This is a genomic window from Saccharopolyspora antiqui, from assembly GCF_052246905.1.
GTDB lineage: Bacteria > Actinomycetota > Actinomycetes > Mycobacteriales > Pseudonocardiaceae > Saccharopolyspora.
Genome location: NZ_JBQQBO010000019.1, coordinates 40,959 through 67,915 on the forward strand (window position 1 = coordinate 40,959; position 26,957 = coordinate 67,915).

A 26,957-nucleotide genomic window follows, 5' to 3' on the forward strand; every position below is an offset into this window, starting at 1 on the left:
GTGAAGGGCACCTTTCGCCAAGTTACTTGGTGAAAGGTGCCCTTCACCCGAACGGGGACCCGGCGTCCGGTTCAGTACAGGTGGCGGTGGCCTGGGTCGATCTTGATGTGCAGCAGGGTCGGGCCGGGTTTGCCGGTGAACTCCTCGGCCAGAGCCGCTTTGAGCTCCGCCGGATGATCGATCAGCTTCGCCGGGCAGCCCATGCTGGTGGCCATGCCGACGAAGTCGATGCCGCCGAGCTCGACACCGGGCAGCTTGCTGCCCCCGGCCGCCTCGCCCAGCACCGCCACCGCCGCGTACCGCGAGTTGTCCATGATCACGAAGGTGACCGGGGTCTGCTCCCGGACCGCCGTCCACACCGACTGGATGCCGTACATGCTGGAGCCGTCGCCGAGCAGCGCGACCGTGCGCCGCTGCGGGTCGGCCATCCCCACCCCGACGGCCGCCGCGACCGCGTACCCGAGCGCACCGGAGAACCCGGCGAAGAACCCGCCGTCGGTGGATCGGATCGGCAGGTACTCGTGCAGGTCGTTGCGGTGGCTGGGGGCCTCCTCCACCACCGCCGCGTCCACCGGCAGCACCTCGGCGATCGTGTCGTAGACGTAGGCGGCCGTCAGCGGCGTCGACGCGGCCGGTTTCGACGGCCGCGCATAGGCTTTCGGCGCGCTCCGGGCCAGCGCCTCGACCTGGTCGTTGACCTGCCGCACCGAATGCGCCAAGGTGCCCAGCACGCCACGGCCTTGCCGGGCGCGGGCCAGCACCTCCGCGTCGTCGTGCACCAGGAACAGTTCGGGCAGCTCGGCGTCGCTCGCGCCGCGGTACACGTGGTAGGTGAACGCCGGTGCGCCCCACACCACGACCAGGTCGTACTGCGACAGCTCGGCCTTCAGCAACCGCTGCTCGGGCTGCAGGAAACCGGCGAACCGCGGGTGGTCCTCGGGGAACGAGCAGCGCGGCGACATCGGCGCCACCAGAACCGCGGCCTGCGTCTTCTCCGCCAGCTCGACCATCTCGCCGACCACGCCGTCGGCGTCCACCGCCGGGCCGACCACGAACGCGGGACGCTCGCAGCGCCGCAACGCCGCGGCGAGCTCGGCGACCGCGGCCGGGTCCGGGGCGAAGCCGGGCGTGCGCGGCCGCGCGGACACCGGATCGCCGGGCTGGTCCCAGTCATCGGCCGGGATCGACACGAAGACCGGGCCGCACGGCGGTGTGGTCGCCAGCTGGTAGGCGCGCAGCAGGGCCGCCGGGACGTCCGCCGCGCGGGCCGGTTCGTAGCTCCACTTCACGTACGGTTTGGGGAAGGTCGCGGCCTCGGTGGCACCGAGGAACGGCTCGTCGAACATCAGGGTGCGGGCCTGCTGACCGGCCGTCACGATCATCGGCGTCCGGTTGCGGTACGCGGTGAACACCGCGCCCAGCCCGTGCCCCACGCCACCGGCGGAATGCAGGTTGACCAGCACCGGTTCGCGGCGGGACTGCGCGTACCCGTCGGCCATCGCGACCACCACGGACTCCTGCAACCCGAGCACGTAGCGGAAATCGTCCGGCCACCCGGTCAGGAACGGCACCTCAGTCGTGCCCGGATTGCCGAACACCGTGGTCAACCCCAGTTCGCGCATCAGCTTGCGGGTGATGTCGCGGACCGTGGTGCCCTCGCTGCCCATCGAAGCCCTCCCTCGTCATGCCGACCGAATCCCCTGCACCTGCCCCCTGCACCGGCGGGGTGCCCTGGTACGACATCACATCGAAGGCCGCGGAACCAGATCGTGTTGGTCACTGCCTGGAAGTCTTGGTGCACACCGTCCGCGCCGGGTCCGGGTACACGGTGAACCGGCCCGTCCCCGGCGGGCAGGCCGCACCGCCGCCGGTGTTGGACGCCACCGCGATGACCTCCGCGTCCGCGTCGGGCTCGCCGCACCGCACCTTGGTCTCGATGCTGGCTCGCGGAACGCGCAGGCAGTCCCCGACCACCACGTCCGGCACCAGGCACAACCGCATGCCGCTGGTGCGCCGGGTGTCCTGGCTGGCCGTCGCGTACCCCGGCGGGCAGGTGTCGGAGCTGGCGGTGACCTTGGCGATCACGAAGTCGGACTCGGTGCTGCCGCAGTCGGCGCGCCGCCAACCGGGCTCCGCGGTGTCCGCGTCGGTGATGTTCACGCATTGCCCGGCCGCGGGTTCGTCGGTGTTGAAGGTGGCGTAGGCGGTGATCGCGATGCTGATTCCGACGGACAGCGCACCGACGTAGAGGACTCGGCCGATCACCCTGCCTGCCCGGCTGCGCGGCGGATGGCTCATGGCTCCCTCCGGAGATGATCTTCGTGCCGCAAAACCTAGCCGAGTCGATCATCCCCGTCCCGCCCACCGGCGAAACTGCCCGAAATTGCCGAACTCGGCCCCGAAGCGATTTCGCGCGAAATCGCCCCAGCCTTCCCCTGCCGGTGCCGGGCATTGTGCGTTCATCCAACGCGGCGATCCGCTGTTGGAGGTTCGACTGCTGTTCCGCATCGCCCGCGTGGTCCACGCTCTCCTGATCACGCGGCAGGACGTGTGGAGGGGCGAGGCATGGCCAACGAAAATGCGGTTGCGGCGGGGAAACCGGCGCGTCGGGTCACCGAAGTCGAACAGCGCGGGGTCGAACGAATCCCGGACGACGAGCGGACCGCGTCACCTCTCGACCTGTTCCGGTTGTGCTTCGGCGGGGCCAACACCTTCTCGACCGCGGTGCTCGGCGCCTTCCCCATCTTGTTCGGGCTCTCCTTCTGGCAGGGGCTCGCGGCGACGGTGTCGGGACTGCTCATCGGATCGCTGGTGCTCTGCCCGATGGCGGTGTTCGGGCCGGTCAACGGCACCAACAACGCGGTCTCGTCGTCGGCGCACCTCGGTGTGCACGGCCGTGTCGTCGGCTCGTTCCTGTCCCTGCTCACCGCGGTGACGTTCTTCGCCATCTCGGTGTGGAGCTCAGGTGATGCGCTGGTGGGCACCGCGAACCGCCTGCTCGGCCTGCCGGAGTCCGTGCCGTCGTTCGCGGTGGCGTACGCGCTGTTCGCGGCCCTGGTGCTGGTGATCTGCTTGTACGGGTTCCGGCTCATGCTGCTGGTCAACAAGATCGCGGTGCTGGCGGCCACCGCGATGTTCGCGCTGGGCCTGCTGGCCTTCACCACCGCCTTCGACCCGTCCTACCCCGGCTCGTTCAGCGGCGCCGACAGCTCGGGGTGGTGGCCCGCGTTCGTCGGATCGGCGCTGATCGTGCTCGCCAACCCGATCTCGTTCGGGGCGTTCCTGGGCGATTGGTCGCGCTACATCCCGGCCGACACACCTCGCCCGCGAGTTGTCGCGGCGGCGCTGTTCGCCCAGCTGGCCACCATCGTGCCGTTCGGCTTCGGGCTCGCCACCGCGACGGTGATCGCCGTCTCAGCCCCGCGGTACCTGCACGGCTCCGCGCCGAACTACGTGGGTGGGCTGCTCGCGGTCGCCCCGGGCTGGTACTTCGGCCCGCTGTGCCTGATCGCGCTGATCGGCGGACTTTCCACCGGGACGACCGCGCTGTACGGGACCGGGTTGGACTTCTCCAGCGTGTTCCCGCGCTTCTCACGGGTGCGGGCGACGCTGTTCGTCGGCACGCTCGCCATCGCGCTGATCTTCGTCGGCCGCTTCGGGTTCGACGTCGTGCAGAGCATCTCCACCTTCGCCGTGCTGGTGGTCACCTGCACCGCGCCGTGGATGGTCGTGATGATGCTGGGCTACGTGACCCGACGCGGCTGGTACGACTCCGAAGCCCTGCAGGTCTTCAACCGGCGGCAGCGCGGCGGGCGCTACTGGTTCCGCAACGGTTGGAACTGGCGGGGTCTGTCGGCCTGGCTGTTGTCCGCCGCCATCGCGCTGGCCTTCGTCAACATCCCCGGGCAGTTCGTCGGCCCGCTCGGCGATCTCGCCGGTGGCACCGACATCAGCCTGCCGCTTTCGGTCGTGCTCTCGGCGACCCTGTACCTCGCGCTGCTCGCGGTCTTCCCCGAACCCCGCGACGTCTTCGGCCCGCGCGGTCCGAGGTGGGTCCCCACCACGGACACCCCGGTGCCGCCCATCGTCAGCGGCAACGGAAGCCGGACCTGAATCTCGCGGCAGGGCCTCAAGTGCCCTGCACGTCGCCGAAGCAGACGGTGCGGTTGTCGAAGACGTAGTAGCCCTCTTCCTCCTGGCAGGCGGTTTCCGGGTCCTCGCTGTCGGCGACCCGCGTCACCTGGTCCTCGGCCCTGCCGCAGTCGATCTTGAGCGGCAGGATCTCGTCCGACTCCTGGTAGGACGTCAGGCAGTCGCCGACCTTGACGTCCAGCACGATGCAGTACGTGCTGCCTTCCGTAACGTTGTTGTAGTTGTCCTGGCACGCATCGGGGTTCTGGCCCTGGCGGACGTCCACGACCTGGTAGTCCGACTCCTCGGATCCGCAGTCCGCGGGGGTCATGCGACCGCCGCGCTCGCTGGCCAGCGACATGCAGTCACCGGCCTCGATCCGCCGGTCAGCGCTGTTGACGAGCACCAGGACGACCGTCACCACCGCCGCGAGCAGCACCACCGCGCCGACGCTGACCAGGGTGATGATGAGCCCGGTGCGGCTCTTCTTCGGCGGCGGCGGGGGTTGGTTGCCCGCGACGTGCCGCCAGAAGTCGTCCGAGGCGTTGGGCGGCGGGTACTGGCCGGACGGGTACGACCCCGATCCGTACGGGCCCGACTGCGATCCGTACTGGCCCGACTGCGATCCGTACTGGCCCGACTGCGATCCGTGCGGATCCTGCGGTGGATAGCTCACTGCTCCTCCGTTTGTCGTTCGCAACGAGCAACTTAGCCGAGCCGACCCAGGACACATTGCCCGAACAGGTGACAACTACGGCGGGTCGGGCACACCCCGCAAGCGCACGATCACCGTCCGCAGCACGTCTGTGCCGCCAGGTCGGTTGCCCGCCGATTTTCCAAAGTTCTTCCCAGAAACGCGGCCGAAACTCGGCGACGTGCGATGGCAGCGGCGAAAGACCATGGCGGACGACGCGAAGTGGTGGCTGCGGGCCCTGCTGGCGCTCAACGCGTTGTGGGTCGTCGATCTCTTCCTGCTCGGCGGTGCGGCGGGTGCGCTCACCGACCCGCGGGGCTCGGTGCTGGCGCTGGGCCGGTTGACCGGCCTCTGCGGCGCGTTGGCCCTGGTGCTGCAACTGGTGCTCATCGCGCGGGTGCCCTGGCTCGAACGGCGACTCGACATGGACCGGCTCACCGGCTGGCACCGGTGGACGGGCACCTGGGTCCTCTGGTTGGTGCTGGCGCATGTCGTGCTGATCACGGTCGGGTACGCCGAGCAGGACCGCAGCCCGGTGCTGTCGGAGTTCGCATCGCTGGTGGTCGAAACCCGGGACCTGCTGCTGGCCGCCGCGGGTACGGCGCTGCTCGTCGTGGTGCAGGCGCAGAGCGCGAACCTCGACGCGGTGTCCGGCGCCACCACCACCAGCGAGGCCTACGCCGAGTCCCTGCAGGCCGCGATCGACGCCCAGGGCAGGTAGTCGTGGCAAGCGGAACGGGCTGCCGGATCCGGCGCGTGGAACACATCATGGGCCTGCCGATCTCGATGGACGTGCGGTCGGCCGGGCCAGCGGTACCCGCCGCCGCGTCGCGGGCCTTCGACTGGCTGCGCGAGGTGAATCGCCGGTTCAGCCCCTTCCGGGAGGGCAGCGAGGTCTGGCAGTGCGGCCGCGAGCTGGCGGCGCCCGCGCACGCCAGTGCCGAACTCATCGAGATCATCGACCTCTGCCTGCGCTACGAGCGGGACAGTGGCGGGGCGTTCCGCGCCTGGCTGCCGGGCCGTCCCTTCGACCCCTGCGGGGTGGTCAAGGGCTGGGCCGTGCAGCGCGCCGGAGACCTGCTGCGCACGGCGGGTGCCGACCGGTTCTGCCTCAAGGCCGGAGGGGACGTGCTCGCCGTCGGGGCGGCCGAGCCCGGCCGCGCTTGGCGGGTGGGCATCCGCCACCCCGAGATCGCGCAGCGGGTGTGCGCGATCTTCGACGTGCGCGACTGCGCGGTCGCCACCTCCGGCAACTACGAGCGCGGCGGCCACGTCATCGACGGCCGCACCGGTCACCCGGCCCGCGAACTGCTGAGTCTCACCGTGCCCGGTGCTCCCCGGCCGGTGCCCACCTCGGACCCAGTGCCGGAACGGGTCACAACGAGGGCAGTGGGATACTGGCGGCGGAGTCTGGCACCGCTGATCACCTGCGAAGAAGCAGTCCGACCCGAGGGAGCTGCGCACCCGTGACCGACGGACCCCTGATCGTCCAGTCCGACAAGACGTTGTTGCTAGAGGTCGATCACGGCCTCGCCGACGAGGCCCGCACCGCCATCGCGCCGTTCGCCGAGCTGGAGCGGGCCCCGGAGCACGTGCACACCTACCGCATCACCCCGCTCGCGCTGTGGAACGCGCGCGCCGCCGGGCACGACGCCGAGCAGGTGGTGGACGGCCTGGTGCGCTACTCGCGCTACCCGGTGCCGCAGCCGCTGCTGGTGGACATCGTGGAGACGATGGGCCGCTTCGGCCGTCTGCAGCTGGCCAACGACCCGGCGCACGGCCTGGTGCTGAGCTCGTTGGACCGCGCGGTGCTGGAAGAGATCCTGCGGCACAAGAAGATCATCCCGATGCTGGGCGCTCGCCTGGACGACGACACCGTCGTGGTGCACCCCAGCGAACGCGGGCGGCTCAAGCAGATGCTGCTCAAGGTCGGTTGGCCCGCCGAGGACCTGGCCGGTTACGTCGACGGCGAGGCGCACCCGATCAGCCTGCGGGAGAACGGCTGGCAGCTGCGCGAATACCAGCAGCAGGCGGTGCAGTCGTTCTGGGCCGGTGGCTCGGGCGTCGTGGTGCTGCCCTGCGGTGCGGGCAAGACGCTGGTCGGTGCGGCGGCGATGGCCGAGGCGCAGGCCACCACGTTGATCCTGGTCACCAACACGGTCGCCGGGCGGCAGTGGAAGCGCGAGCTGATCGAGCGGACCTCGTTGACCGCGGACGAGATCGGCGAGTACTCCGGGGAGAAGAAGGAGATCCGGCCGGTCACCATCGCGACCTACCAGGTGATCACCCGGCGCTCCAAGGGCGAGTACAAGCACCTGGAGCTGTTCGACTCCCGCGACTGGGGGCTGGTGGTCTACGACGAGGTGCACCTACTGCCCGCCCCGGTGTTCCGGATGACCGCCGACCTGCAGTCGCGACGGCGCCTCGGGCTCACCGCCACCCTGGTCCGCGAGGACGGCCGGGAGGGGGACGTGTTCTCGCTGATCGGGCCCAAGCGCTACGACGCGCCGTGGAAGGACATCGAGGCGCAGGGCTGGATCGCACCGGCCGAGTGCGTCGAGGTCCGCGTGACGCTCACCGACAACGAGCGGCTGGAGTACGCCACGGCCGACGCCGACGAGCGCTACAAGATGTGCTCGACGGCGCGCACCAAGGGGCCGGTGGTCAAGGCGATCCTGGACCGGCACCCGGACGAGCCCACCCTGGTCATCGGGGCGTACTTGGACCAGCTGCACGAGTTGGGCGAGGCGCTGGACGCGCCGATCGTGGAGGGCTCGACGAAGAACAAGGAGCGCGAGGCGCTGTTCGACGCCTTCCGACGCGGTGAGGTCAAGCGGCTCGTGGTGTCGAAGGTCGCGAACTTCTCCATCGACCTGCCGGAGGCTTCGGTGGCCGTGCAGGTCTCCGGCACCTTCGGTTCCCGGCAGGAGGAGGCGCAGCGGCTCGGTCGGCTGCTGCGGCCGAAGGCCGAACGCCGACAGGCGCACTTCTACTCCGTGGTCTCGCGGGACACCCTGGACACCGACTACGCGGCGCACCGGCAGCGGTTCCTCGCCGAGCAGGGCTACGCGTACCGGATCGTCGACGCCGACGATCTGCTCGGACCCGCAATTCCGGACGTAGGGTGACGACATTTGGGGGACACACCCGGTCAGCTGTCATCCAAAAGTGTCCGTGTGCGGGCCCGCAGCAGCTACCGTTGCGATGAACGCACGTAGCACCCGAGACGCACAGGAGTGCTGCTCAGACACGTCGACTCGGGTGTGGCGGCCGCGGGATCCGGGCAACGGGGGCTCGGTGGGACCGGCGCGGACGCCGGAACGAACACAGGTGCGGGTGTACCGCAAGGCACTGGAGGCGTCATGAGCGACACTTCGCCGTTCCTCGCTCATGCGGACCGACCGGATGCGGGTGTCCCGCAAGACGCTGGAGATCGGATGGCCACCGAGCAGGAACGTACGGCGATGGGCGGCGCACACCGGTTCGTCGGACTCGCGGAGAGCCTCGAACGCCACGCCGGGGCACCGACCGGGGCCGAACCGCCGAACGTGCACGGCAACAACCGCGGTTACGGCCTGGTGTTCTTCCACCAGGAGCAGTACCACCTGACCACGGTGATCAGCACCGGGCTGCGCTTCCAGCCGCTGGGCGCCGAACCCGCCCAGGAACTGGCCTGCACGGTGTACAAGGAGCAGGCCGAAGCCGCCCGGCACCTGGTCGACCTCACCGCCGAACTGCTGGTGCAGCAGCGCACCCACCTGGTGCCGGATCAGATCGTGCCGAACGAGAAACCGCTGCTGCCCGGCACCGAGTTCCACGGGGTGCTCGCCAGCGGCCACCCGCTGTTCGCGCCGGAGTTCACCAGGTTCACCGATGCCGAAGGCGTGGAGCAGCTCCAGGTGTTCACGCTGCTACCGGTGACCCTCGGCGAGCTCAACTACATCCTGGACAACGGCGTCACGGCGCTGCGCCAGCAATGGGCGCGATTCGAGGTCGACGTGTTCGACCTCGGCCGACCCAGCGTGGTGTGAGTGCTCGGCTTCGAAACTCCTCTTACGTCCTCGCGAGACGACGCCTGAGAACCCGCGGCGGTGCGAGTTGCGGGAGTGGGCCAAGCGGCTACGCCGCTTCAAGAGAAAAGATCAAAGACAGACTCCGAGAGCCTCGGCCGACTTCCGAGGTCAGCGCCGCGGTGGATCGGCACCGGGACTCGTCACGACCACCCGGGCGCGGCGTCCCCTTGACACGCTGCGGCGACGGCGGGGTGAAAGGATCAGACCATGGACTCGACCGGGGTGACGATCGATTTGGCGGACCTGGACGCGGTTCGGGTCTACGCGCTGCCGATGCGCAACAAGTTCCGCGGTGTCACGGTCCGGCGGGGCGTGCTGCTCAGCGGTCCCGCCGGATGGGGCGAGTTCTGCCCGTTCGAGGACTACGACGACGGCCAGTCGGTGCCGTGGCTGCGCGCCGCCTTCGAGGCGTGCACCGAGAGCTGGCCGGAACCGGTGCGCGAGAGCATCCCGGTCAACTGCACGGTGCCCGCAGTGCCCGCCGACAAGGCTGCGGCGATCGTCGCGGCGTCCGGATGCGGCACCGCGAAGATCAAGGTCGCCGAGCCCGGCCAGTCCCCCGGTGACGACATCGAGCGGGTCGCCGCGGTACGCGACGCGCTGGGGCCCGGTGGCGCGATCCGCATCGACGCCAACGCCGCCTGGGACGTCGAGACGGCGACCGATCGCATCCGCGAGCTGGACAAGGCCGCCGGAGGACTGGAGTACGCGGAACAACCGTGCCCGACGATCGACGATCTCGCCGCCGTCCGGCGCCGCGTCGACGTGCGCATCGCGGCGGACGAGAGCATCCGCCGCGCTGACGATCCGCTGCGCGTGGCCGTCGCCGGTGCAGCGGACGTCGCGATCATCAAGGCCACGCCGCTGGGCGGTGTCCGGCGCGCGCTGCGCGTCGCCGAGGCCTGCGGCCTGCCCTGCGTGGTGTCGTCCGCGGTGGAGAGCAGCGTCGGCCTCGCCGCGCAGCTCGCCCTGGCGGGCGCACTGCCCGAGCTCCCCTTCGCCTGCGGCCTGGGCACCGTGGCACTGCTCGACGGCGACGTCGTCGCCGACTCACTGCTACCGGAACTCGGCCGCCTCCCGGTACTCCGACGCCCACCGGAACCGGACCCGGCGCTGGTAGCGGCGGCCACGCCACCCGCCGACGTCCAACGCACCTGGCTGGACCGCCTCCACCGCGTCAACACCCTGCTCCGCACGAACCCGGCATGACTGAAGGGCACCTTGGACCGACTATGCCGGTCAAAGGTGCCCTTCACTCGTCACTCGACCAGGGGTCAGGCGCGGGCGCGGCGGCGACGGATGCGTCGGACCACGATGAACAGGACGAGCAGACCGATCGCCAGCGGGGCCGCGCGCTTGAGCAGCGGCGCACCCGCCGTGCCGAGCAGGTCGATGGCCTCGTCCGAGCCTGCCGCGCCGCCGGTCACCACCGCGTCCGCCCGACGCGAGGGCTCTTCCACCGGGGTGACCCGCCAACTCGGCTTCTCCGTCGCCACGCCAGCCGCCGCTGGTTCGGCGGCGGTGCCGCCCGAAGCGGGCTTCGCCTCGGCCTTGGTCTCGCCGGTCGGCGCCGCGGCCGGCTCCTCAGCGGTGAGCCGCTGCGCGAGGTTGGCGGCGAACTGGTTCAGGATCTTGCCGCCGACCTCGGAGATCAGACCGCGACCGAGCTGCGCCGGCTTGCCGGTGACCTTCAGGTCGGTGTCCACCGTGACCGCCGTGCTGTCACCTTCCGGCTTGAGCACCGCGGTGACCGTCGCGGCGGCGGTGCCGCTGCCCCGCGAATCCTTGCCGCTGGCGTCGATGACCACCCGGCGGGCGGTCTCGTCGACCTCCTGGAACGTGCCGGTGCCCTTGTAGAGCAAGCTGACCGGGCCGAGTTTGACCTTGACCGAGCCGGTGAACGCGTTGCCCTCGGAGCTGGTGAGCGTGGCGCCGGGCATGCACGGTGCGACCCGCTCCGGGTCGAGCAGCGCCTGCCACGCCACGTCGACCGGCACCGGAACGTTGAACTGGTGCTGCATCTGCACTGGAGGGTCCTCCTGGTTCGACCTAGCTCAGCCCTCGAAAGAGCCGTCCTTCTTGAAGAAGCTGTCTCAAGATCACGCGGAATGGGCTCGCGCAGGTGATCGCGAAACCTCGCACACCACCCCGGATGCCCGACTCGCACACGTCCACCAATACACCGCGTCGCGCGATGCCGTCGGAGAACCCGCGAATCATCACCGTGCGTGCGCGGCGACAACGGCCGGTGCCGCTCGGCTGACGTCGAAGCGATCCGTGCGACCTCTCGAACAGTCCACCACCACAGCTTCTCAGTCCGGCGCGCTCGTGGATACCCCATTCGGATCACTCAAGCGGCTCCGACCGGCATCCACCGCACCCGCGAGTGCTCCCGGGCCCAGCACGCCCCGGAGCACTCGCGGCCAGCGGACCTGCCGAGCTAGCCGCCCGCCGCGGCGAGCACCGCGCGGCCGGTGAGCACTTCGGCGAGGTGCTCGCGGAAGTCGACGTCCGCACTGGCGTCGGCCGCCGGGCTGGTTCCCTCGGTGGCGTGGCGGGCCGCCGAGCGGATCGCCTCGGCCGTGGCGGGCTGACCGACCAGTGCCTGCTCGACACCGGTCGCCCGGATCGGCGTCGGCCCCATGTTGGTCAGCCCGATGCGGGCCTGCGCGATCGTCCCGTCGGAGACCTGCACCGCGGCCGCCACGCCGACGATGGACCAGGCCTGGGCGACGCGGTTGAACTTCTCGTAGTGCGCGCGCCACCCGGTCCACTTCGGCAGCCGCACCTCGATGAGCAGTTCACCGGGCTGCAGTGCGGTGGTGAAGTAGTCCACGAAGAACTCGGCGGCGGGCACGGTGCGCCGCCCGGACGGCCCGGCCACCACCATCTCGGCGTCCAGCGCCAGCGCCGGGGCCGGCAGGTCACCGGCCGGATCGGCGTGCGCCAGCGAGCCGCCGAAGGTGCCGCGGTGCCGCACCTGCGGATCGGCGACCGTGCGGGTGGCCAGTGCGATCAGCTTCGCGTGCCGGTGCACCAGCGAATCGCGCAGCACGTCGTGGTGCGTGGTCATCGCGCCGATGACCAGCGAGTCGCCGTCCTCGCGGACGCCGCGCAAGGCCTCGATCCGGCCTAGGTCCACCACGACTCCCGGGTCGGCCAGCCGCATCCGCAGCACCGGCAGCAGGCTCTGCCCACCGGCGAGCACCTTGGCGTCCTCCCCGGCCTCGGTGAGCGCGACGACCGCTTCCTCCACAGTGGAGGGTGCGAGGTATTCGAACTGGGCGGGAATCACCGGGTACCTCCCTGGGCGTCCATCGTGCGGGCGCGGGCCACGGCCCGCCACACCCGCTGCGGCGAGCACGGCATCTCCACGTCGTCGACGCCCATCGGCCGCAGGGCATCGACGATCGCGTTCACCACCGCCGGGGTCGAGGCGATGGTGCCCGCCTCGCCGACTCCCTTGACACCCAGCGGATTCGACGTCGCGCGGGTCTCGGTGCGGTCGGTGACGAAATCCGGCAGGTCGGCGGCGGACGGCACCAGGTAGTCGGCCAGCGTGCCGGTCGTCAACGTGCCGGACTCGTCGTAGACCGCCTCCTCGAACAACGCCTGCGCGATGCCCTGCGCCAACCCGCCGTGCACCTGGCCCTCCGCGATCAGCGGGTTGACCACGGTGCCGATGTCGTCGACGCAGACGTACTTGCGGATCTTGACCTGCCCGGTCTCGGTGTCCACCTCGGTCGCGCACAAGTGGGTGCCGTGCGGGAAGGAGAAGTTCTCCGGGTCGAACGTCGCTTCGGCGTCCAGGCTCGGCTCCACCCCGTCCGGCAGGTCGTGCGCGGCGAATGCGGCGAGCGCCACCTCCGCCAACGCGGTGCCCCGATCGGTGCCGCGCACGCCGAAGCGCCCGGCGGCGAACTCCACGTCGTCCTCGGCGCATTCCAGCATGTGCGCGGCGATCCGCTTGGCCTTCTCGACGACCTTGTCGGCCGCGTTGACCACCGCCACGCCGCCGACGGCCAGCGACCGCGACCCGTAGGTGTCCAAGCCCTTCGGCGAGACCTGGGTGTCGCCGTGCAGCACTTCGACGTCCTCGAACGGCACGCCGAGCCGGTCTGCGACGATCTGGCTCCACGCCGTCTCGTGCCCCTGCCCGTGCGGTGAAGATCCGGTGACGACCTCCACCTTCCCGGTCGGCAGCACCCGGATCGCGGCGTGTTCCCAGCCGCCCGCGCCGTAGGACAGCGAGCCCAGCACGCGCGACGGGGCCAGCCCGCACATCTCGGTGAACGTCGAGATGCCGATGCCCAACTGGACCGGATCACCGCGGCGGCGCCGTTCTTCCTGCTCCTCCCGCAGTGCCTGGTAGCCGAACAGTTCCACGGCCCGGTCGGTGGCGGCCTCGTAGTTGCCGGAGTCGTAGGTGAGCCCGGAAACCGTGTCGTACGGGAACTCCTCGTGCGCGATCCAGTTCTTGCGCCGCAACTCCATCGGGTCCATGCCGAGTTCGGCGGCGAGCTCGTCCATCATCCGCTCGATGGCGAACGTCGCCTCCGGCCGTCCCGCGCCGCGGTAGGCGTCGGTCGGCGTCTTGTTGGTGAACACGTTGGTGCAGGTGAAGTGGTAGGCGGGGATCTTGTAGATCGCGTTGAACATGAACGCGCCCAGGATCGGAATGCCCGGCGTGACCAGCCGCAGGTAGGCGCCCATGTCGGCGAGCAGTTCGACCTTCAGGCCGGTGATCTTGCCGTCGCGGGTCGCCGCCAGCGACAGCCGCTGGATCTGGTCGCGGCCGTGGTGCGCGGAAACCATCGTCTCGGAGCGCGATTCGGTCCACTTCACCGGCCGACCGAGCTTGCGGGCCAGCACGAAGGCGATGAACTCCTCCGGCGTCACCTGCAACTTGCCGCCGAACCCGCCGCCCACGTCCGGCGCGATGACCCGGATCTTCTGCTCCGGCACGCCCAGCGACATCGCCAGCATCAGCCGCAGGATGTGCGGCACCTGGGTGGCCGACCACACGGTGATCTGCTCACCGGTCGGATCGACGACCACCGAACGCGGCTCCATGAACGCCGGGATCAGCCGCTGCTGCCGGAAGGTCCGGTCGACGCGCACCTCGGCGCTGCGCAGCGCCTGCTCGACATCGCCGCCGGTCCCGGCCTCGCCCGAGTCGAACGTCCAGGTCGCGTTGCGGTTGGTGCCCAGATCCTCGTGCACCAGCGGTGAATCCGGCTGCAACGCCGCTTCCATGTCGAGCACCACGGGCAATTCGTCGTAGTCGACGTCGATTGCGTCCAGCGCGTCGCGCGCTTCGGCCGCACTGCGCGCCGCGACCACCGCGATGGCGTCCCCGGCGAACCGCACCGTGTCCACCGCCATCGGCGGTGCCGCGGGGGCCTTCATGTCCTCGGTGATCGGCCACGCGCACGGCAGGCTGCCCTGCTCGTCGGCGATGTCGCGACCGGTGAGCACGGCAACGACGCCGGACATCCGGCGCGCCGCGTCGGTGTCGATCGAGGTGATCCGGGCGTGTGCGACCGGGCTGCGCAGGATCGCCAGGTGCAGCGTGCCCGCCGGTGTCAGGTTGTCGGTCCAGCGGGTGCGACCGGTGATCAGCCGCGCGTCTTCCTTGCGCTTGCGGGAGCGCCCGAGCTCGGGTTCCAGGACCGATGTCATGACTGCCGACCTCCCGCCACCTTCGATTGGGCCTGTTCATCAGCGGGAGTCCGAGGTGCCGGTGCGCCCTCGGCGTGTTCCGCGGCGGGCCCGGCGCCGGGCTGCATGCGCTGCGCCGCATCGCGCACCGCGCGGACGATGTTCTGGTAACCGGTGCAGCGGCAGAGGTTTCCCTCCATGCCTTCCCGGATCTGCTCGTCGTCGGGTTCGTGCACTTCGGCGAGCAGGTCCAAGGCCTGCATGATCATCCCCGGGGTGCAGAACCCGCACTGCAGGGCGTGGTTGTCGTGGAAGGCCTGCTGCAACGGGTGCAGTTGGCCGTCCTGGGCGAGCCCTTCGATGGTGGTGACCTCGTGCCCGTCGGCCTGCACCGCAAGCACCGAACACGACTTCACGCTTTGCCCGTCCAGGTGGACGGTGCACGCGCCGCAGTTGCTGGTGTCGCAACCTATGACGGTGCCTACTTTGCCGAGACGTTCGCGGAGGTACTGGACGAGCAGCAGGCGCGGCTCGACCTCATCGGTGTATTGGGTGCCGTCGACGTTGACGGTGATGCGCGGCATTGGGCGGCCTCCTCGGAGGAACTGGCCCGCGGTGCGCGGACGGTCGGGAACAGACTGCTCCGCCTGAGTGACGGACGTCACTGGGGAGAGCCTGCTACGCCAACCGAATGCAGGCAAGCGCGCTCACGAGTGATGGTGAATGGGCCCCTCGACTTCGGAGAGTCGCACCCCGCGGCCACCCCACCGCAACGCGATCAGCTCGGCGGCGATGGACACCGCGGTCTCCTCCGGGGTCCGCGCGCCCAGGTCCAGGCCGATCGGCGAGGCGAGCCTGTCGAGTTCGGCGTCGGTCAGACCCTGCTCCCGCAGCCGCCGCAGCCGGTCCTCGTGGGTGCGCCGGGAACCCATCGCGCCGACGTAGCCGACGTGCTGCTTCAGCGCCGCCTCCAGCACCGGCACGTCGAACTTCGGATCGTGGGTGAGCACCATGACCGCGGTCCGCTCGTCCAGCCGCCCGGCCTCCGCCTCGGCGGCCAGGTAGCGGTGCGGCCAGTCCACCACCACGTCGTCGACGCCCGGGAACCGGCTGTGCGTGGCGAAAACCGGGCGCGCATCGCAAACCGTGACCCGGTAGCCGAGGAACGCGCCCATCCGGGCCATCGCGGCGGCGAAGTCGATCGCGCCGAACACCAGCATCCGCGGCGGCGGCTCGAAGGAGTTCACGAACACCCGCAGGCCCTCGCCGCGGCGCTGCCCCTCCGGGCCGTACTCGATGACACCGCTGCGGCCGCTGGCCAGCATGCCGCGCGCATCGTCGACCACCGCGTCGTCGATCCGCGACGAGCCCAAGCCGCCGCTGGTGCGATCCCGCCAAACCAGCAGGTGCGCGCCGACCCTGGCGGCGTCGGGGTGCTCCAGGACGGTGGCGATGGCTACTGGCTCCTCGGCGCGCACCGACGCGGCGACGGCGTCGAGCTCCGGGAACGTCTCCTGATCCACCCGTTCTACGAAGATGTCGAGGATCCCGCCGCAGGTCAGGCCCACCGCGAAGGCATCGTCGTCACTGACGCCGTAGCGCCGCATGACCGGCTCGGCGCCTTCCAGCACACCGGTGGCCTCCTCGTAGACCGCGCCCTCGACGCAACCGCCGGAGACGCTCCCGACGGCTTCGCCACCGCTGGTCACCAGCATCGACGCCCCCGGCGGTCGCGGCGCCGACTTGAACGTGGCGACCACGGTGCCCAGTCCGACGGCCTCGCCCGCCTCCCACCTCTTGGTCAACTCGTCCAGCACATCGCGCACAGCGCACCTCCGCTCCTCGGCGCCTCCCGGCGCTGTGTGCCAGCTTCAGGCAAAACTGGCACGCTCCCACCCGGCTTCCAGCCGCCGGTTTCAGCCAGCACTGGCCGGTACCCGGGCCGGCTCGTCCCCGCACTGGGACAGCCGCCGAACCCAGGACCACACGTCCTCCAGCGATCGCAGGCTGTGTCCGGCCACCATTCGGTCAACGTGCGGCATGGCCGCCACAATTCCGGATTGCACGGGTTGATATCCGTCGTGCCCGGCATGCGGGTTGGCCCAGATCACCGCTCGGGCCAGCCTACGCAGCCGACGCATCTGCTCGGCGAGCTCCGCCGCGTCGCCGCGTTCCCAACCGTCGGAGAACAACACGACCACCGAACCCCGCGCGATGCCCCGCTGCCCCCACCGGTCCAGGAACACCCGCAGCGTCTCGCCGAGCCTGGTACCGCCGGAGAAGTCCGGTACGGCGCGGGAAGCCGCCAACAGCGCGGCCTCCGGGTCGCGCTGCCGGAGCTGCCTGCTCACCCGCGTCATCCGGGTGCCCAGGGTGAAAACCTCGGTGCTGACCGGTGATCGCCGCACCACGACGTGCGCGAACCGCAGCAGCGCATCGGCATAGGGACTCATCGAGCCCGAAACGTCGATCAGCAGCACCACTCGGCGGGGTCGCCGAGAACGCTTCTGGCGCGGCAGCCGAACCGGCTCACCGCCGGAGCGCAGCAGCTCGCGCAGCGTCGCGCGCGGGCTGAGCGCGCCGCGCTTGTTGCGGCGATGCCGCAGCGCGGGCCGCGAGGGCGGTTCCGGGCGCAGCATCGCGAGCATGCGGCGCAGGTGCTCGCGCTCGGGCGCTCCGAGCTCCCCGAGGTCGCGGCGGCGGAGCACCTCCGCATCGCTGGCGGCGGCGGCCAGCGGTTTGTCCGCGTCGCCGTCGCCCTGGCCGTCGGTTGCGGTCAGCGCCGCGATCCGCGCCGGGCGCGGCAGCGGACGGCCCGGCTGCTCGGTGGACAGCTGGGCACCGCCGAACCAGCTGTCGAAGGCGGCGTCGTAGCGGGGCACGTCGTCCGGGTCGGAGCACAGCGTGAGGCGGCCTGCCCAGTAGACGGCGTCGCGGTCGTCGATGCCGACGTGCTCGGTGGCGGTTAGGAAGGACTGGACGCGGGTGGGGCCGCAGGCCATCCCGGAGTGACGCAGCGCACGGGCGAACCCGACCAGGCCGGTCACGGTTTGCATTTCGCCCCTTCCGGTCGACTCACGGTGCCACGATGCCCGCGGCGCGGACTCGTTCGGCGTCCTCCCGGTACTTCAGCACCGCGCCCAACGTGGTCGCGGCGGCCTCGGTGTCCAGTTCGTTCTGGTCGAGCGCCTGCAACGCCTGCGCCCAGTCCAGCGCCTCGGCCACCCCCGGCGGCTTGAGCAGCTCCATCTGCCGCATCCGCTGCACCGCGGCGGCCACCTGTTCCGCCAGCCGGGTCTCCAGCCCCGGCAGGCGCCGCCGCAGGATCGCCACCTCTCGATCCAGGTCCGGGTGCTCCAGCCAGTGGTAGAGGCAGCGGCGCTTCAGCGCGTCGTGCACCTCGCGGGTCCGGTTCGACGTCAAGATCACGATCGGCGGTTCCGGCGCCGTCACCACTCCGAACTCCGGAATGGTGACCGCGTATTCCGACAGCACCTCCAGCAGGAACGCCTCGAACTCGTCGTCGGCGCGGTCGATCTCGTCGACGAGCAGCACGCAGGGCGCCTCCTGCAACGCGCGCAACAACGGCCGCGCCAGCAGGAACCTCGGGGTGTACAGCGATGATTCGGCGGCGTCGGCGTCCAGCTCACCGTCGGAGGCCGCCTCCAGGGTGCGCAGGTGCAGCAGCTGGCGCGGGAAGTCCCAGTCGTAGAGCGCCTGCGCGGCGTCGATCCCCTCGTGGCACTGCAACCGGATCAGATCCACCCCGAGCGCCGTGGCCAGGGCCTGCGCCAGCGCCGTCTTCCCGGTGCCGGGCTCGCCCTCGCACAGCAGCGGGCGACGCATCCGCATCGCCAGGAAAGCCGCCGTCGCAATGCCATCGTCGGGCAGGTACCCGGTCTCGTCCAACGCCGTCGCGACCTCGGCCGGGGACTTCATCTCAAACGCATCCACCGCCATGCTGCCGAGCGTATGCGAACAACCGGCCCCGGGGCGATCATCCGATCATCAGGAGAGCAGGTCCCGAACCGCATCCGCCACCGTGCCGACCTCCAGGGCGGGGACCGCCTTCCCGCGCCCCAGATACCGCCGAACCACGGCGTAGGGCAGGTCCACGACCGCGAGGACGACTCGGGACAGTCCGCGCTCGTCGGTCCGCCCGAGCTGTTGGGCCAGGTCAGCCAGGGCCTGCTCGACCTGTGCGTGCCCGGTCGCCAAGCGGTCGCGCGCCTCCTGGGACCACTCGGCCGCACCGAAGGCCCCGGCACCCGCCAGCAGCACCCGCGCCTCGTCCGGATGTGCGCGACACCACTCGACCACGTACCGGGCCGCCGCGACGGCGGCTTCCGGCGGCGGCCCGTCGAGCGCCGCGAAGAACCCTTCCTGGAACCGGGAAGCGGTGCGCAGCCAAAGGCCCGACAACAGCGCGGCCTGGTCCGGGAAGCGGTGGTAGACCGAGCCGCTCGGAGCGCCCGCCGCCCGCGCGACCGCGGCCATCGTCACACCGCGCGGACCGGTTTCCGCGACGAGCGCCACAGCGGCATCGAGAAGTCGGTCGGCGTCGTGCCGGGGAGGCCTACCCATGTATTGGAGGATATGCTCTAATACGATTTTAGAGGTAATCCTCTAAAACCGGGGAGGCCGCGATGGCAATCCGAAACACGCACGTCAGACACCTACCGGTCGACGAAGGCACCGCCGGGGCGTTGATCGACTCGCTGGCGAGCTCGCACGACCGGCTGTGGCCGCACGACGATTGGCCACCGATGGAGTTCGACGGTCCGCTCGGGGTGGGTGCCGCTGGTGGCCACGGCCCGATCCGATACCGGGTCATCGCCTACGCGCCCGGCCGCTGGGTGCGGTTCGGCTTCACCGGGCCGCGCGGCTTCGACGGGTTCCACGAATACACCGTGCACCGCGAACCGGACGGCACCGCACTGCACCACCTGCTTTCCATGCACGCCCGCGGCGCAGCCCGGATCACCTGGCCACTCGTGTGGCGCCACCTGCACGACGCGGTACTCGAAGACAGCCTCGACCGCGCCGAACGCGCCACCACGGGAACGGTGCGGGCGGCGGCGCGCTGGTCGTGGTGGGTGCGGACGTTGCGCGCACTGGCTGCCGCAAGCACTCGTCTTCGAAGCGCTTAGCGCCGCTGGTCCCGGCTGGGGAACCGGGCCCTCAACCCGCGGCGGGCGAGCACTGCCCGGCCCCTGGAAAGACAGGCCTTAGGCTCTCGGGGGCTTCGGAGGTGGCGCATGAGCCGGTTCAGCGGGTTTCCCGCGCATGTCGAGACGCACATCGGCGAGGTCCGCGGGGCCGACAGCCCGAGCGCGGGTGGCCGGGAGCGCGGCTACCACCTCGTCTACTGCGACCACCCGGACGGCGCGCACGTCTCGGTGCTCACCAGCGGCCTGCGCGACCGCACCGCTGGAGCGCCGCTGCCGCAGGAACTCGTGTGCACGTTGCAGACCTCCCAGGAGCGCTACGCACGGCACCTGACCGGCGTGATCGCCGAGCTGCTGACCGAGAGCAACAGCCGCGTCGGTTACGGCGCGCTCATCATGAACGACCGAATCCTGTTGCCCGACACCGAGATCTGCGGTGCGCTGGCCGCGCCGCACCCCTACCTCGGCGACTCGTTCGACGTCCTGCTGGACGACACCGGGCAACCCGCCCTGCAACTCATCACCCTGATCCCGATCACCCGCAACGAGGCGCAACTGGTGTCGCGCTACGGTCGCGACGCCCTGTACGACTGCTGGGAACGGCACAGCAGCAACCTCCTCGACATCCACCGCCCCTGCGCCGCCTGACCCGGGCCAGGGTCGGCAAGGGTGGAATCGGGGGCGGGCCAGGGATGTTCCGGAGGTTCCCGGGGCGGCCCGAGTCCAGGCTTGGGGCATGACCGAGAACATCTCCGCCATCGGCAGCACCAACACCACCGGTGCCGGGGCCAGCGAGGCTCCGGCGCGCAAGTTCCGGCGCAGCCTGGACGACGCCATGATCGCCGGGATCTGCAGCGGCGCGGCCAAGACGTCCGGCGTGGACGCGACGATCATCCGCGTCCTGCTGGTCGCCGCCACGCTGCTCGGCTTCGGCACCGGGATCGTGATCTACCTGGTCTGCTGGCTCATCATCCCGCAGGAGTGAACCGCGCTCCCCGCCTGGCCGACAACACCGGCAGGTCGACGAAACCGCCCGGCATCAGCGCAGGTTGGGAGCCTGGTCGAGGAAGGTGTCCAGGACGCCGTCGGCCACCAGGACCTGGCCTTGGGGGCGGACCTCGCCGGGCTCGGTCCGGATCTGCCTGGCCTGATCGGCGAACTGCCGGGCGGCGTTGAAGCGCTCGGTGGCGCGCCCCTCGTCGCCGTCCGCCCGCGCCTGCAAACCGTCCGTCGTGGCCACCAGTGCGTTGCCCCAGAATCCGGTTGCCGTCAGCCACGGCTTCACGTCCGAGACGAAGTCCGCCGGCGCGCCCGAGCTGATCTGCTGCGGTGCGTCCGCGATCGACTGCGCGTAGCCGCGCAGGTCCCGCACCGCGCCCGCGCGGTCGCCGGAGTCCCACGCCGCGCGGAAGGCGTCGATCCGCCGCGCCAACTCGGGTGCGGGTGGCAGCCACGGCCGCCCGCTGGCCAGCGGCGCCATGTGCTCCAGGTCGAAGAACACCAGCAGCGCGGCGACGGTCCTGGGGTCGGCGACCAGCCCCGGCGAACCGCCCGCCAGCCGCCTTCCGGCCAGGTACTCGGCCGCCGCGTGCCACGCCCGCTGCGGGTCGAAAGCCGCGTCGTTCCAGGCGAAATCGGCCGCACCGATCTCCACGACCTTGCTCGCGGCCGCCTGGTTCATCGGGTTCACCACGTCACCCGTGAGCTGTCCGCTCAGCCCGGACTGGCGCTTGTCGTACGGCCCGAGCATGACCCGCCCAACGGAGCCGTCGAAGTCGTTGACCGGGTAGTTGTCCCACAGGAAGACCTTGCGCCCCCAGACCTTTTCGGCCTGCTGCGCATCCGCGACGGTGATCTGCCGGGGAATCACGCCGTCACCGGTCCACATCACCAGCACCCGGGGGTCCAGCGCCGAGCGGATCGCCGTCTTGTACCCGGAATCCGCCACGTCGGAGTACTCGGTCGGCACGAACTGCAGCGGCGCCACGCCGGGATGGGTGTCGACGAACTCGCGCTGCACGCGGCCCAGCAGCTCCGCCTGCGCCCGCCCGGCCGCGCCTTCGGACGGCTGGCCGTACTTCGCCTGGTCGCCGGGGCAGTTCCAGCGGGTGTAGGAGATGTCGTCCAGCGGCACCGAGAAGTCCCGCACCCCCGAGTCGTACATGACCTGCAGTTTCGCCACCAGGGCGCGGAAATCCGCGTCCTCGCTGTAGCAGATCGAGGTGCCCGGCGAGAGCGCGAAGGTGAACTTCACGTGGTGCGCCCCGGCCTGCCGGATCAGCTCCTGCACCTGGGCGAGCTTGTCCGGCGGATACGCCTCGCGCCACTGCTCCCGGTGGTAGGGGTCGTCCTTGGGTGCGTAGATGTAGGTGTTGAGCTTGACGTCGCCGTAGAAGGCCAGCTGGTCCATGCGTTCGGCGTGCGTCCAAGGCGGCCCGTAGAAGCCCTCGACGCTGCCGCGCAGCGGCATCGACGGGTGGTCCACGATGCCCACCCCGGCGATCCGGCCCGGCGAGGCGATCTGCCGCAGCGTCTGCACGCCGTAGTAGGCGCCAGCGGCGTCCGAGGCGCCGATGAACAGGGTCGGATCGCCGCCACCGCGCCCGGCCAGCACGTAGCCCTCGGCGGGCAGCGGCGCGGGTGCGCCGTAACCCAACTCCTGCAGGCCCTTGACCACCGAGGGTGACACCCGGTCGCCGATGCGGATGCGCAGCGTGGCGTCTTGGGCGGGCTGTCCAGGATCGCGCACCACGACGTCGCTGGCACCAGCCAGCCGCAGCACCTGGACGGCGAGGTCGCGGGTCGGCTGGTCGACGAGCGGATCGACGACCACTTCGACCTTGCCGTGCACCGGGATGTCGTCGCCGAGCCGCTCCATCTCCTGCGGCTGCGGGGTGACCTGCGGCAGACCGGTGGCGGGCAGCGACTCCTGCTGCGACTCCTGCCGCTGCGCGGTCGGCTCCGGCGCCTGCGGCGCGGTGTTCGTGCAGCCCGCCAGCACGGCGCACACCAGTGTCGCGGCTGCCGCGAACCGCGGCCGGGCATTTCGACCGAGCATGGCTCCTACCTCGTCTGGACTCCCATCCGGCCCCCAGGAGATCACACGCCGGTCTTGGTCGCCGCCGCACCCGAAGCTGACACCCGGCAATCATTCACACTGGCAACGATTCACCGGGGCCGCCCGCTCAGGCGGCGAGCAGCGACCGCCAGCCGCGCACCAGATCGGGGCGCACCGATCCGTTCGCGCGAGCGCCGCCGCCGATGTGGAAGGCGCGCACTCCGGCGGCCCGCAGGTCGGGTACGTGTTCCTGGCGCAGGCCGCCACCGGCCAGCAACGTCACCCCGTCGATGTCCTGCTGGGCGGCGAGTTCGCGCAGGTTGGCGATGCCCTCGCCGACACCGTCGGGATGACCGGCGGTGAGCACGGTGTCCGGGCCGAGCGATACCGCGTGGTCCCAGGCGAGCCGGTAGTGGGCGGCGTGGTCCACGGCCCGGTGGAAGGTCCACGGGCAGCCGTCGAGCTCGGCCACCACATCGCGGGTGGCGCCGACGTCGACCTGGCCGTACTCGTCGAGGAACCCGAGCACGAACTCCCGCGCCCCGGCCGCCCGCAACTCATCGACCCGCCGCCGCAGGGCGGCGACGTCGGCGGCGAAATCGGGCTGGTCGCGCACCATGACCCGCACCGGCAGGTCGGTGGCGGCCAGCACGCCGCGCACCGTCGCCAGGTCCGGTGTGAGCCCATCGGCGGCCAGATCGCGCACCAGCTCCAACCGGTCGGCCCCGCCCGCCTGCGCGGCTTCCGCGTCGGCGGCGTCCACGACGATCACTTCCAGCAACCCACCCATACCCGCACCATAAAACCCGTCCTTGGACTTGTTCCGGGTGCCGATGCGGGTGGCGGCCGAGCCGCCCACGACCGCTTCGAAGCGAAGCACCGCCGGAAACGGGAACGGCCGCCAAGACGCCCGAAGGGCCGCCCCCTGGACGGGGACGGCCCTTCGAAAGTGACAGCGACGTGGATCAGAAGTCCATGCCGCCCATGCCACCGGTCGGGTCCGGAGCGCCGGCCTTCTCCTTCTCCGGCTTGTCCGCGACCACGGCTTCGGTGGTCAGGAACAGCGCGGCGATGGAAGCGGCGTTCTGCAGCGCCGAGCGGGTGACCTTGGCCGGGTCGAGCACACCGGCCTGGATCAGGTCCTCGTACTCACCGGACGCGGCGTTGAGGCCGTGACCGGAGGGGAGACCCTTCACCTTCTCCGCGACAACGCCACCTTCCAGGCCGGCGTTGATGGCGATCTGCTTGAGCGGAGCCTCGACAGCCACCTTCACGCTGTTGGCGCCGGTGGCCTCGTCACCGGTAAGGTTCAGCCCGTCGAAGGCAGCCTGCGCGGCCTGCAGCAGCGCCACGCCACCACCGGCGACGATGCCCTCCTCGACGGCGGCCTTGGCGTTGCGGACCGCGTCCTCGATGCGGTGCTTGCGCTCCTTGAGCTCGACCTCGGTCGCCGCACCGGCCTTGATGACCGCCACGCCGCCGGCCAGCTTGGCCAGCCGCTCCTGCAGCTTCTCGCGGTCGTAGTCGGAGTCCGAGCGCTCGATCTCGGCGCGGATCTCGTTGACCCGACCGGCGATCTGCTCGTCGTCGCCAGCACCCTCGACGATGGTGGTCTCGTCCTTGGTGACCACGATCTTGCGAGCGTGACCCAGCAGGTTCAGGTCCGCGTTCTCCAGCTTGAGGCCGACCTCTTCGCTGATGACCTGACCACCGGTGAGGATGGCCATGTCCTGCAGCATCGCCTTGCGGCGGTCACCGAAGCCGGGGGCCTTGACGGCGACCGACTTGAAGGTGCCGCGGATCTTGTTGACGACCAGGGTGGCCAGCGCCTCGCCCTCGACGTCCTCGGAGATGATCAGCAGCGGCTTGTTGGCCTGCATGACCTTCTCCAGCAGCGGGAGCAGGTCCTTGACGTTCGACACCTTGGAGCTCAGCAGCAGGATGTACGGGTCCTCCAGGACCGCCTCCATCCGCTCCGAGTCGGTGACGAAGTAGGGCGAGATGTAGCCCTTGTCGAAGCGCATGCCCTCGGTGAGCTCAAGCTCCAGCCCGAAGGTGTTGCTCTCCTCGACGGTGATGACACCTTCCTTGCCGACCTTGTCCATCGCCTCGGCGATCAGCTCGCCGATCTGGCGGTCACCGGCCGAGATCGCGGCGGTGGCGGCGATCTGGTCCTTGGTCTCGATCTCCTTGGCGTTCTTGAGCAGCTGCTCGGCGATCGCCTCGGTGGCCTTCTCGATGCCGCGCTTCAGCGCGATCGGGTTGGCCCCGGCCGCGACGTTGCGCAGGCCCTCGCGCACCAGCGCCTGGGCCAGCACGGTGGCGGTGGTGGTGCCGTCACCCGCGACGTCGTCGGTCTTCTTCGCGACCTCCTTGACGAGCTCGGCCCCGATCTTCTCCCACGGGTCTTCGAGGTCGATTTCCTTGGCGATGGATACGCCGTCGTTGGTGATGGTCGGCGCGCCCCATTTTTTTTCGAGCACGACGTTGCGGCCCTTCGGGCCTAGCGTCACCTTGACGGCGTCGGCGAGGGTGTTCATGCCGCGCTCAAGACCGCGGCGGGCGTCCTCGTCGAACGCGATCATCTTGGCCATTGCGGTGTGGTCCTCCACCTGTCTGGACGCCGCGGAGGCGGATGCGCGCTCCACGGCAGGACTCGTGCGTGGCCAGGCTCGGTGCCCGCGACGGACGACCGCGCGGCGGTACCGTCTGGTGGTACCGCCGGAGACGGCCTCACCGTCCCGACCTGGCACTCAACCTTGCTGAGTGCCAGTACCGTGTTTAGCACTCCCACTGGGCGAGTGCAAGCGAAGCCCCATCCGGTCGACCGGTCAGTTGTCGTAGGTCGGAACCGATGTGGGCAGGTCGCTGTCGTTGTACGAGGACGTCTCGGACGTCGTCGAATCGGTGCCGCTGCCACCGGAGGAGCCGTTGCCGAGGGAGCTGGCCATCACGATGAAGATCACCACGATCACGATCAGCGCGATACCGGCCAGCACCGGGACGATCCACTTCGCCGAACCGCCCGACTTGGTCCCGAACGACGACGAACCGGCCGGAATGGGCGGGCGCAACCGCACCGGGTCGCCGCTCGGCGGCGGCAGCGGGCGCGGCGGCTGCTGCTGGAAAGGTGGCCGGTAACCGGGCGGCCCAGGTGGACCGGGCGGACCGGGCGGCGGGTACTGCACCGGTTGCGGTCCGGACATCGGACCGGCGACCGGCATGGCCTGGCGGGGCGGCGGCGGGGTGTCCCCGGCAGCCGGGCCGAGCGCGACCCGCGCCGCGGCGATGAGCTCCTTGCAGGTGCCGTAGCGCTGGTCGGCCTTCTTGGCCATCCCGGCGCGCAGCACCTCGTCGATGCCGCCGGGCAGCACCACCAGCGACGTGGCGCGCGGCGGCTCGGCACCCAGGTGGCCCTGGATGACCTCCTGCACCTGGCCTTGGAACGGCGGCCGCCCGGTCAGGCAGGCGAACAGCATGCAGCTCAGCGCGTACAGGTCGGTGCGGCCGTCCACCGGCTCGCCCCGCAGGTGCTCGGGCGCCGCGTAGGTCGGCGAACCGAGGAAGTCGCCGCTGCTGGTGCGGTGTCCGGTCGCGCCGCGCCGGGTGAGGCCGAAGTCCGCCAGGTAGACGTGCTCGTTGGCGGATTCCCGCGAGGTCACCAGCACGTTGGCCGGTTTCAGGTCGAGGTGCACCAGACCGCGCTCGTGCAGCATGTCCAGCGCTTCGGAGACCTGGGAGAGCAGTTCCAGGGCGCGCCCCGGCGAAATGGGCCCGTCCTTGATCAGGCTGGCCAGATCGGATCCGTCGACCAGCCGCATCGCGATGTAGAGCATGCCGTCGACCTCGCCGAAGTCGTAGAGCGGCACGATGTTGGCGTGGTCGATGGCGGAGGTGTTGCGCGCCTCGTCGACGAACCGCTCGCGGAATTCCGCGTCACCGGTGATGTGCTCGCCCATGACCTTGAGCGCCACCTTCCGGCCGAGCCGGATATCGGTGGCGCGGTACATCACGCTCATGCCGCCGCGACCGAGCACTCCATCGATCTTGTAATGGCCGAGGCGCCGCCCGGTGAGGTCTTCCGACACGCGAAGCAGCCTAACGTTTCGAGATCACGCCCGTCCTCGGGTTCGACCACACCGTGACGACATCGACGCCCAGACCAGGGAGCA

The 26,957-nt window shown here is 70.5% G+C and carries 24 protein-coding genes; 9 read left to right on the forward strand and 15 right to left on the reverse strand.

What is annotated here, in order from left to right; all coding sequences use genetic code 11:
* Nucleotides 1-71: 71 nt before the first annotated feature.
* A complete protein-coding gene (mdlC, locus tag ACTWQN_RS26425) occupies nucleotides 72-1,667 on the reverse strand; it encodes a benzoylformate decarboxylase (RefSeq protein ID WP_443206273.1) in 1,596 nt (531 codons plus the stop codon).
* 109 nt (nucleotides 1,668-1,776) lie between these two features.
* Nucleotides 1,777-2,298 (reverse strand): LppU/SCO3897 family protein, encoded by a 522-nt coding sequence (locus ACTWQN_RS26430; protein WP_443206274.1) that lies wholly within the window; start codon nucleotides 2,296-2,298, stop codon nucleotides 1,777-1,779.
* 267 nt (nucleotides 2,299-2,565) lie between these two features.
* Here ACTWQN_RS26430 and ACTWQN_RS26435 point away from each other — a divergent pair, with 267 nt between their 5' ends.
* Nucleotides 2,566-4,113 carry a purine-cytosine permease family protein gene (locus ACTWQN_RS26435; RefSeq protein ID WP_443206275.1) on the forward strand — a complete coding sequence of 516 codons (1,548 nt, stop codon included), beginning with the start codon at nucleotides 2,566-2,568 and terminating at the stop codon, nucleotides 4,111-4,113.
* A 16-nt stretch (nucleotides 4,114-4,129) separates the two neighbouring features.
* Here ACTWQN_RS26435 and ACTWQN_RS26440 read toward each other — a convergent pair whose 3' ends face one another.
* Nucleotides 4,130-4,807, reverse strand: coding sequence for an LppU/SCO3897 family protein (locus tag ACTWQN_RS26440; RefSeq protein WP_443206276.1), 678 nt, complete (start codon nucleotides 4,805-4,807; stop codon nucleotides 4,130-4,132).
* A 199-nt stretch (nucleotides 4,808-5,006) separates the two neighbouring features.
* On the opposite strand from ACTWQN_RS26440, the gene ACTWQN_RS26445 reads away from it, so the two are divergent.
* The 5 genes from ACTWQN_RS26445 (at nucleotide 5,007) to ACTWQN_RS26465 (ending at nucleotide 10,107) form a co-directional block, all read left to right on the forward strand.
* Nucleotides 5,007-5,546, forward strand: coding sequence for an FMN-binding protein (locus ACTWQN_RS26445; protein ID WP_443206277.1), 540 nt, complete (start codon nucleotides 5,007-5,009; stop codon nucleotides 5,544-5,546).
* A 2-nt stretch (nucleotides 5,547-5,548) separates the two neighbouring features.
* The gene (locus ACTWQN_RS26450; protein ID WP_443206278.1) at nucleotides 5,549-6,295 is read left to right on the forward strand and encodes an FAD:protein FMN transferase; all 747 of its coding nucleotides are present in this window, start codon (nucleotides 5,549-5,551) and stop codon (nucleotides 6,293-6,295) included.
* A complete protein-coding gene (locus ACTWQN_RS26455; protein ID WP_443206279.1) occupies nucleotides 6,292-7,953 on the forward strand; it encodes a DNA repair helicase XPB in 1,662 nt (553 codons plus the stop codon). The genes ACTWQN_RS26450 and ACTWQN_RS26455 overlap by 4 nt, the downstream gene beginning before the upstream one ends.
* Before the next feature lie 234 nt (nucleotides 7,954-8,187).
* Nucleotides 8,188-8,856 (forward strand): suppressor of fused domain protein, encoded by a 669-nt coding sequence (locus ACTWQN_RS26460; protein ID WP_443206280.1) that lies wholly within the window; start codon nucleotides 8,188-8,190, stop codon nucleotides 8,854-8,856.
* 249 nt (nucleotides 8,857-9,105) lie between these two features.
* Nucleotides 9,106-10,107, forward strand: a complete 1,002-nt coding sequence (locus tag ACTWQN_RS26465) for an o-succinylbenzoate synthase (protein WP_443206281.1) — start codon at nucleotides 9,106-9,108, stop codon at nucleotides 10,105-10,107.
* 65 nt (nucleotides 10,108-10,172) lie between these two features.
* Here the strand turns inward: ACTWQN_RS26465 and ACTWQN_RS26470 are convergent, their stop codons facing one another.
* The 8 genes from ACTWQN_RS26470 to ACTWQN_RS26505 form a co-directional block, all read right to left on the reverse strand.
* The gene (locus tag ACTWQN_RS26470) at nucleotides 10,173-10,925 is read right to left on the reverse strand and encodes an SRPBCC family protein (RefSeq protein WP_443206282.1); all 753 of its coding nucleotides are present in this window, start codon (nucleotides 10,923-10,925) and stop codon (nucleotides 10,173-10,175) included.
* Nucleotides 10,926-11,338: 413 nt separating this feature from the next.
* A complete protein-coding gene (locus ACTWQN_RS26475) occupies nucleotides 11,339-12,193 on the reverse strand; it encodes an FAD binding domain-containing protein (protein ID WP_443206283.1) in 855 nt (284 codons plus the stop codon).
* Entirely contained in the window at nucleotides 12,190-14,580 is a 2,391-nt protein-coding gene (locus ACTWQN_RS26480) for a xanthine dehydrogenase family protein molybdopterin-binding subunit (protein WP_443206284.1), read from the reverse strand. Before ACTWQN_RS26480 ends, ACTWQN_RS26475 begins: the two co-directional genes overlap by 4 nt.
* The gene (locus ACTWQN_RS26485) at nucleotides 14,577-15,143 is read right to left on the reverse strand and encodes a (2Fe-2S)-binding protein (protein ID WP_443206285.1); all 567 of its coding nucleotides are present in this window, start codon (nucleotides 15,141-15,143) and stop codon (nucleotides 14,577-14,579) included. Before ACTWQN_RS26485 ends, ACTWQN_RS26480 begins: the two co-directional genes overlap by 4 nt.
* 123 nt (nucleotides 15,144-15,266) lie before the next feature.
* Nucleotides 15,267-16,385, reverse strand: a complete 1,119-nt coding sequence (locus tag ACTWQN_RS26490) for an XdhC family protein (protein ID WP_443206286.1) — start codon at nucleotides 16,383-16,385, stop codon at nucleotides 15,267-15,269.
* A 90-nt stretch (nucleotides 16,386-16,475) separates the two neighbouring features.
* Complete coding sequence (locus ACTWQN_RS26495; RefSeq protein ID WP_443206287.1) at nucleotides 16,476-17,615, reverse strand: vWA domain-containing protein; 1,140 nt, start codon at nucleotides 17,613-17,615, stop codon at nucleotides 16,476-16,478.
* 19 nt (nucleotides 17,616-17,634) lie between these two features.
* On the reverse strand, nucleotides 17,635-18,519 hold the full coding sequence (locus ACTWQN_RS26500; RefSeq protein WP_443206288.1) for an AAA family ATPase: 885 nt from the start codon (nucleotides 18,517-18,519) through the stop codon (nucleotides 17,635-17,637).
* A 48-nt stretch (nucleotides 18,520-18,567) separates the two neighbouring features.
* Nucleotides 18,568-19,143 carry a TetR/AcrR family transcriptional regulator gene (locus tag ACTWQN_RS26505; RefSeq protein WP_443206289.1) on the reverse strand — a complete coding sequence of 192 codons (576 nt, stop codon included), beginning with the start codon at nucleotides 19,141-19,143 and terminating at the stop codon, nucleotides 18,568-18,570.
* A gap of 62 nt (nucleotides 19,144-19,205) precedes the next feature.
* Between ACTWQN_RS26505 and ACTWQN_RS26510 the strand changes: the two genes are divergently transcribed.
* The 3 genes from ACTWQN_RS26510 (at nucleotide 19,206) to ACTWQN_RS26520 (ending at nucleotide 20,712) form a co-directional block, all read left to right on the forward strand.
* Entirely contained in the window at nucleotides 19,206-19,709 is a 504-nt protein-coding gene (locus ACTWQN_RS26510; protein WP_443206290.1) for an SRPBCC family protein, read from the forward strand.
* Between the two features lie 108 nt (nucleotides 19,710-19,817).
* A complete protein-coding gene (locus tag ACTWQN_RS26515; RefSeq protein WP_443206291.1) occupies nucleotides 19,818-20,375 on the forward strand; it encodes a suppressor of fused domain protein in 558 nt (185 codons plus the stop codon).
* A gap of 88 nt (nucleotides 20,376-20,463) precedes the next feature.
* The gene (locus ACTWQN_RS26520; RefSeq protein WP_443206292.1) at nucleotides 20,464-20,712 is read left to right on the forward strand and encodes a PspC domain-containing protein; all 249 of its coding nucleotides are present in this window, start codon (nucleotides 20,464-20,466) and stop codon (nucleotides 20,710-20,712) included.
* 54 nt (nucleotides 20,713-20,766) lie between these two features.
* Here ACTWQN_RS26520 and ACTWQN_RS26525 read toward each other — a convergent pair whose 3' ends face one another.
* The 4 genes from ACTWQN_RS26525 to ACTWQN_RS26540 all read right to left on the reverse strand — a co-directional run bounded on the left by ACTWQN_RS26525 (nucleotide 20,767) and on the right by ACTWQN_RS26540 (nucleotide 26,873).
* Nucleotides 20,767-22,785 (reverse strand): glycoside hydrolase family 84 protein, encoded by a 2,019-nt coding sequence (locus ACTWQN_RS26525; protein ID WP_443206293.1) that lies wholly within the window; start codon nucleotides 22,783-22,785, stop codon nucleotides 20,767-20,769.
* Nucleotides 22,786-22,912: 127 nt separating this feature from the next.
* Nucleotides 22,913-23,575 carry a copper homeostasis protein CutC gene (locus ACTWQN_RS26530; protein ID WP_443206294.1) on the reverse strand — a complete coding sequence of 221 codons (663 nt, stop codon included), beginning with the start codon at nucleotides 23,573-23,575 and terminating at the stop codon, nucleotides 22,913-22,915.
* 175 nt (nucleotides 23,576-23,750) lie between these two features.
* A complete protein-coding gene (groL, locus tag ACTWQN_RS26535) occupies nucleotides 23,751-25,379 on the reverse strand; it encodes a chaperonin GroEL (protein WP_443206295.1) in 1,629 nt (542 codons plus the stop codon).
* A gap of 237 nt (nucleotides 25,380-25,616) precedes the next feature.
* Nucleotides 25,617-26,873, reverse strand: coding sequence for a serine/threonine-protein kinase (locus ACTWQN_RS26540; RefSeq protein ID WP_443206296.1), 1,257 nt, complete (start codon nucleotides 26,871-26,873; stop codon nucleotides 25,617-25,619).
* Nucleotides 26,874-26,957: the final 84 nt, after the last annotated feature.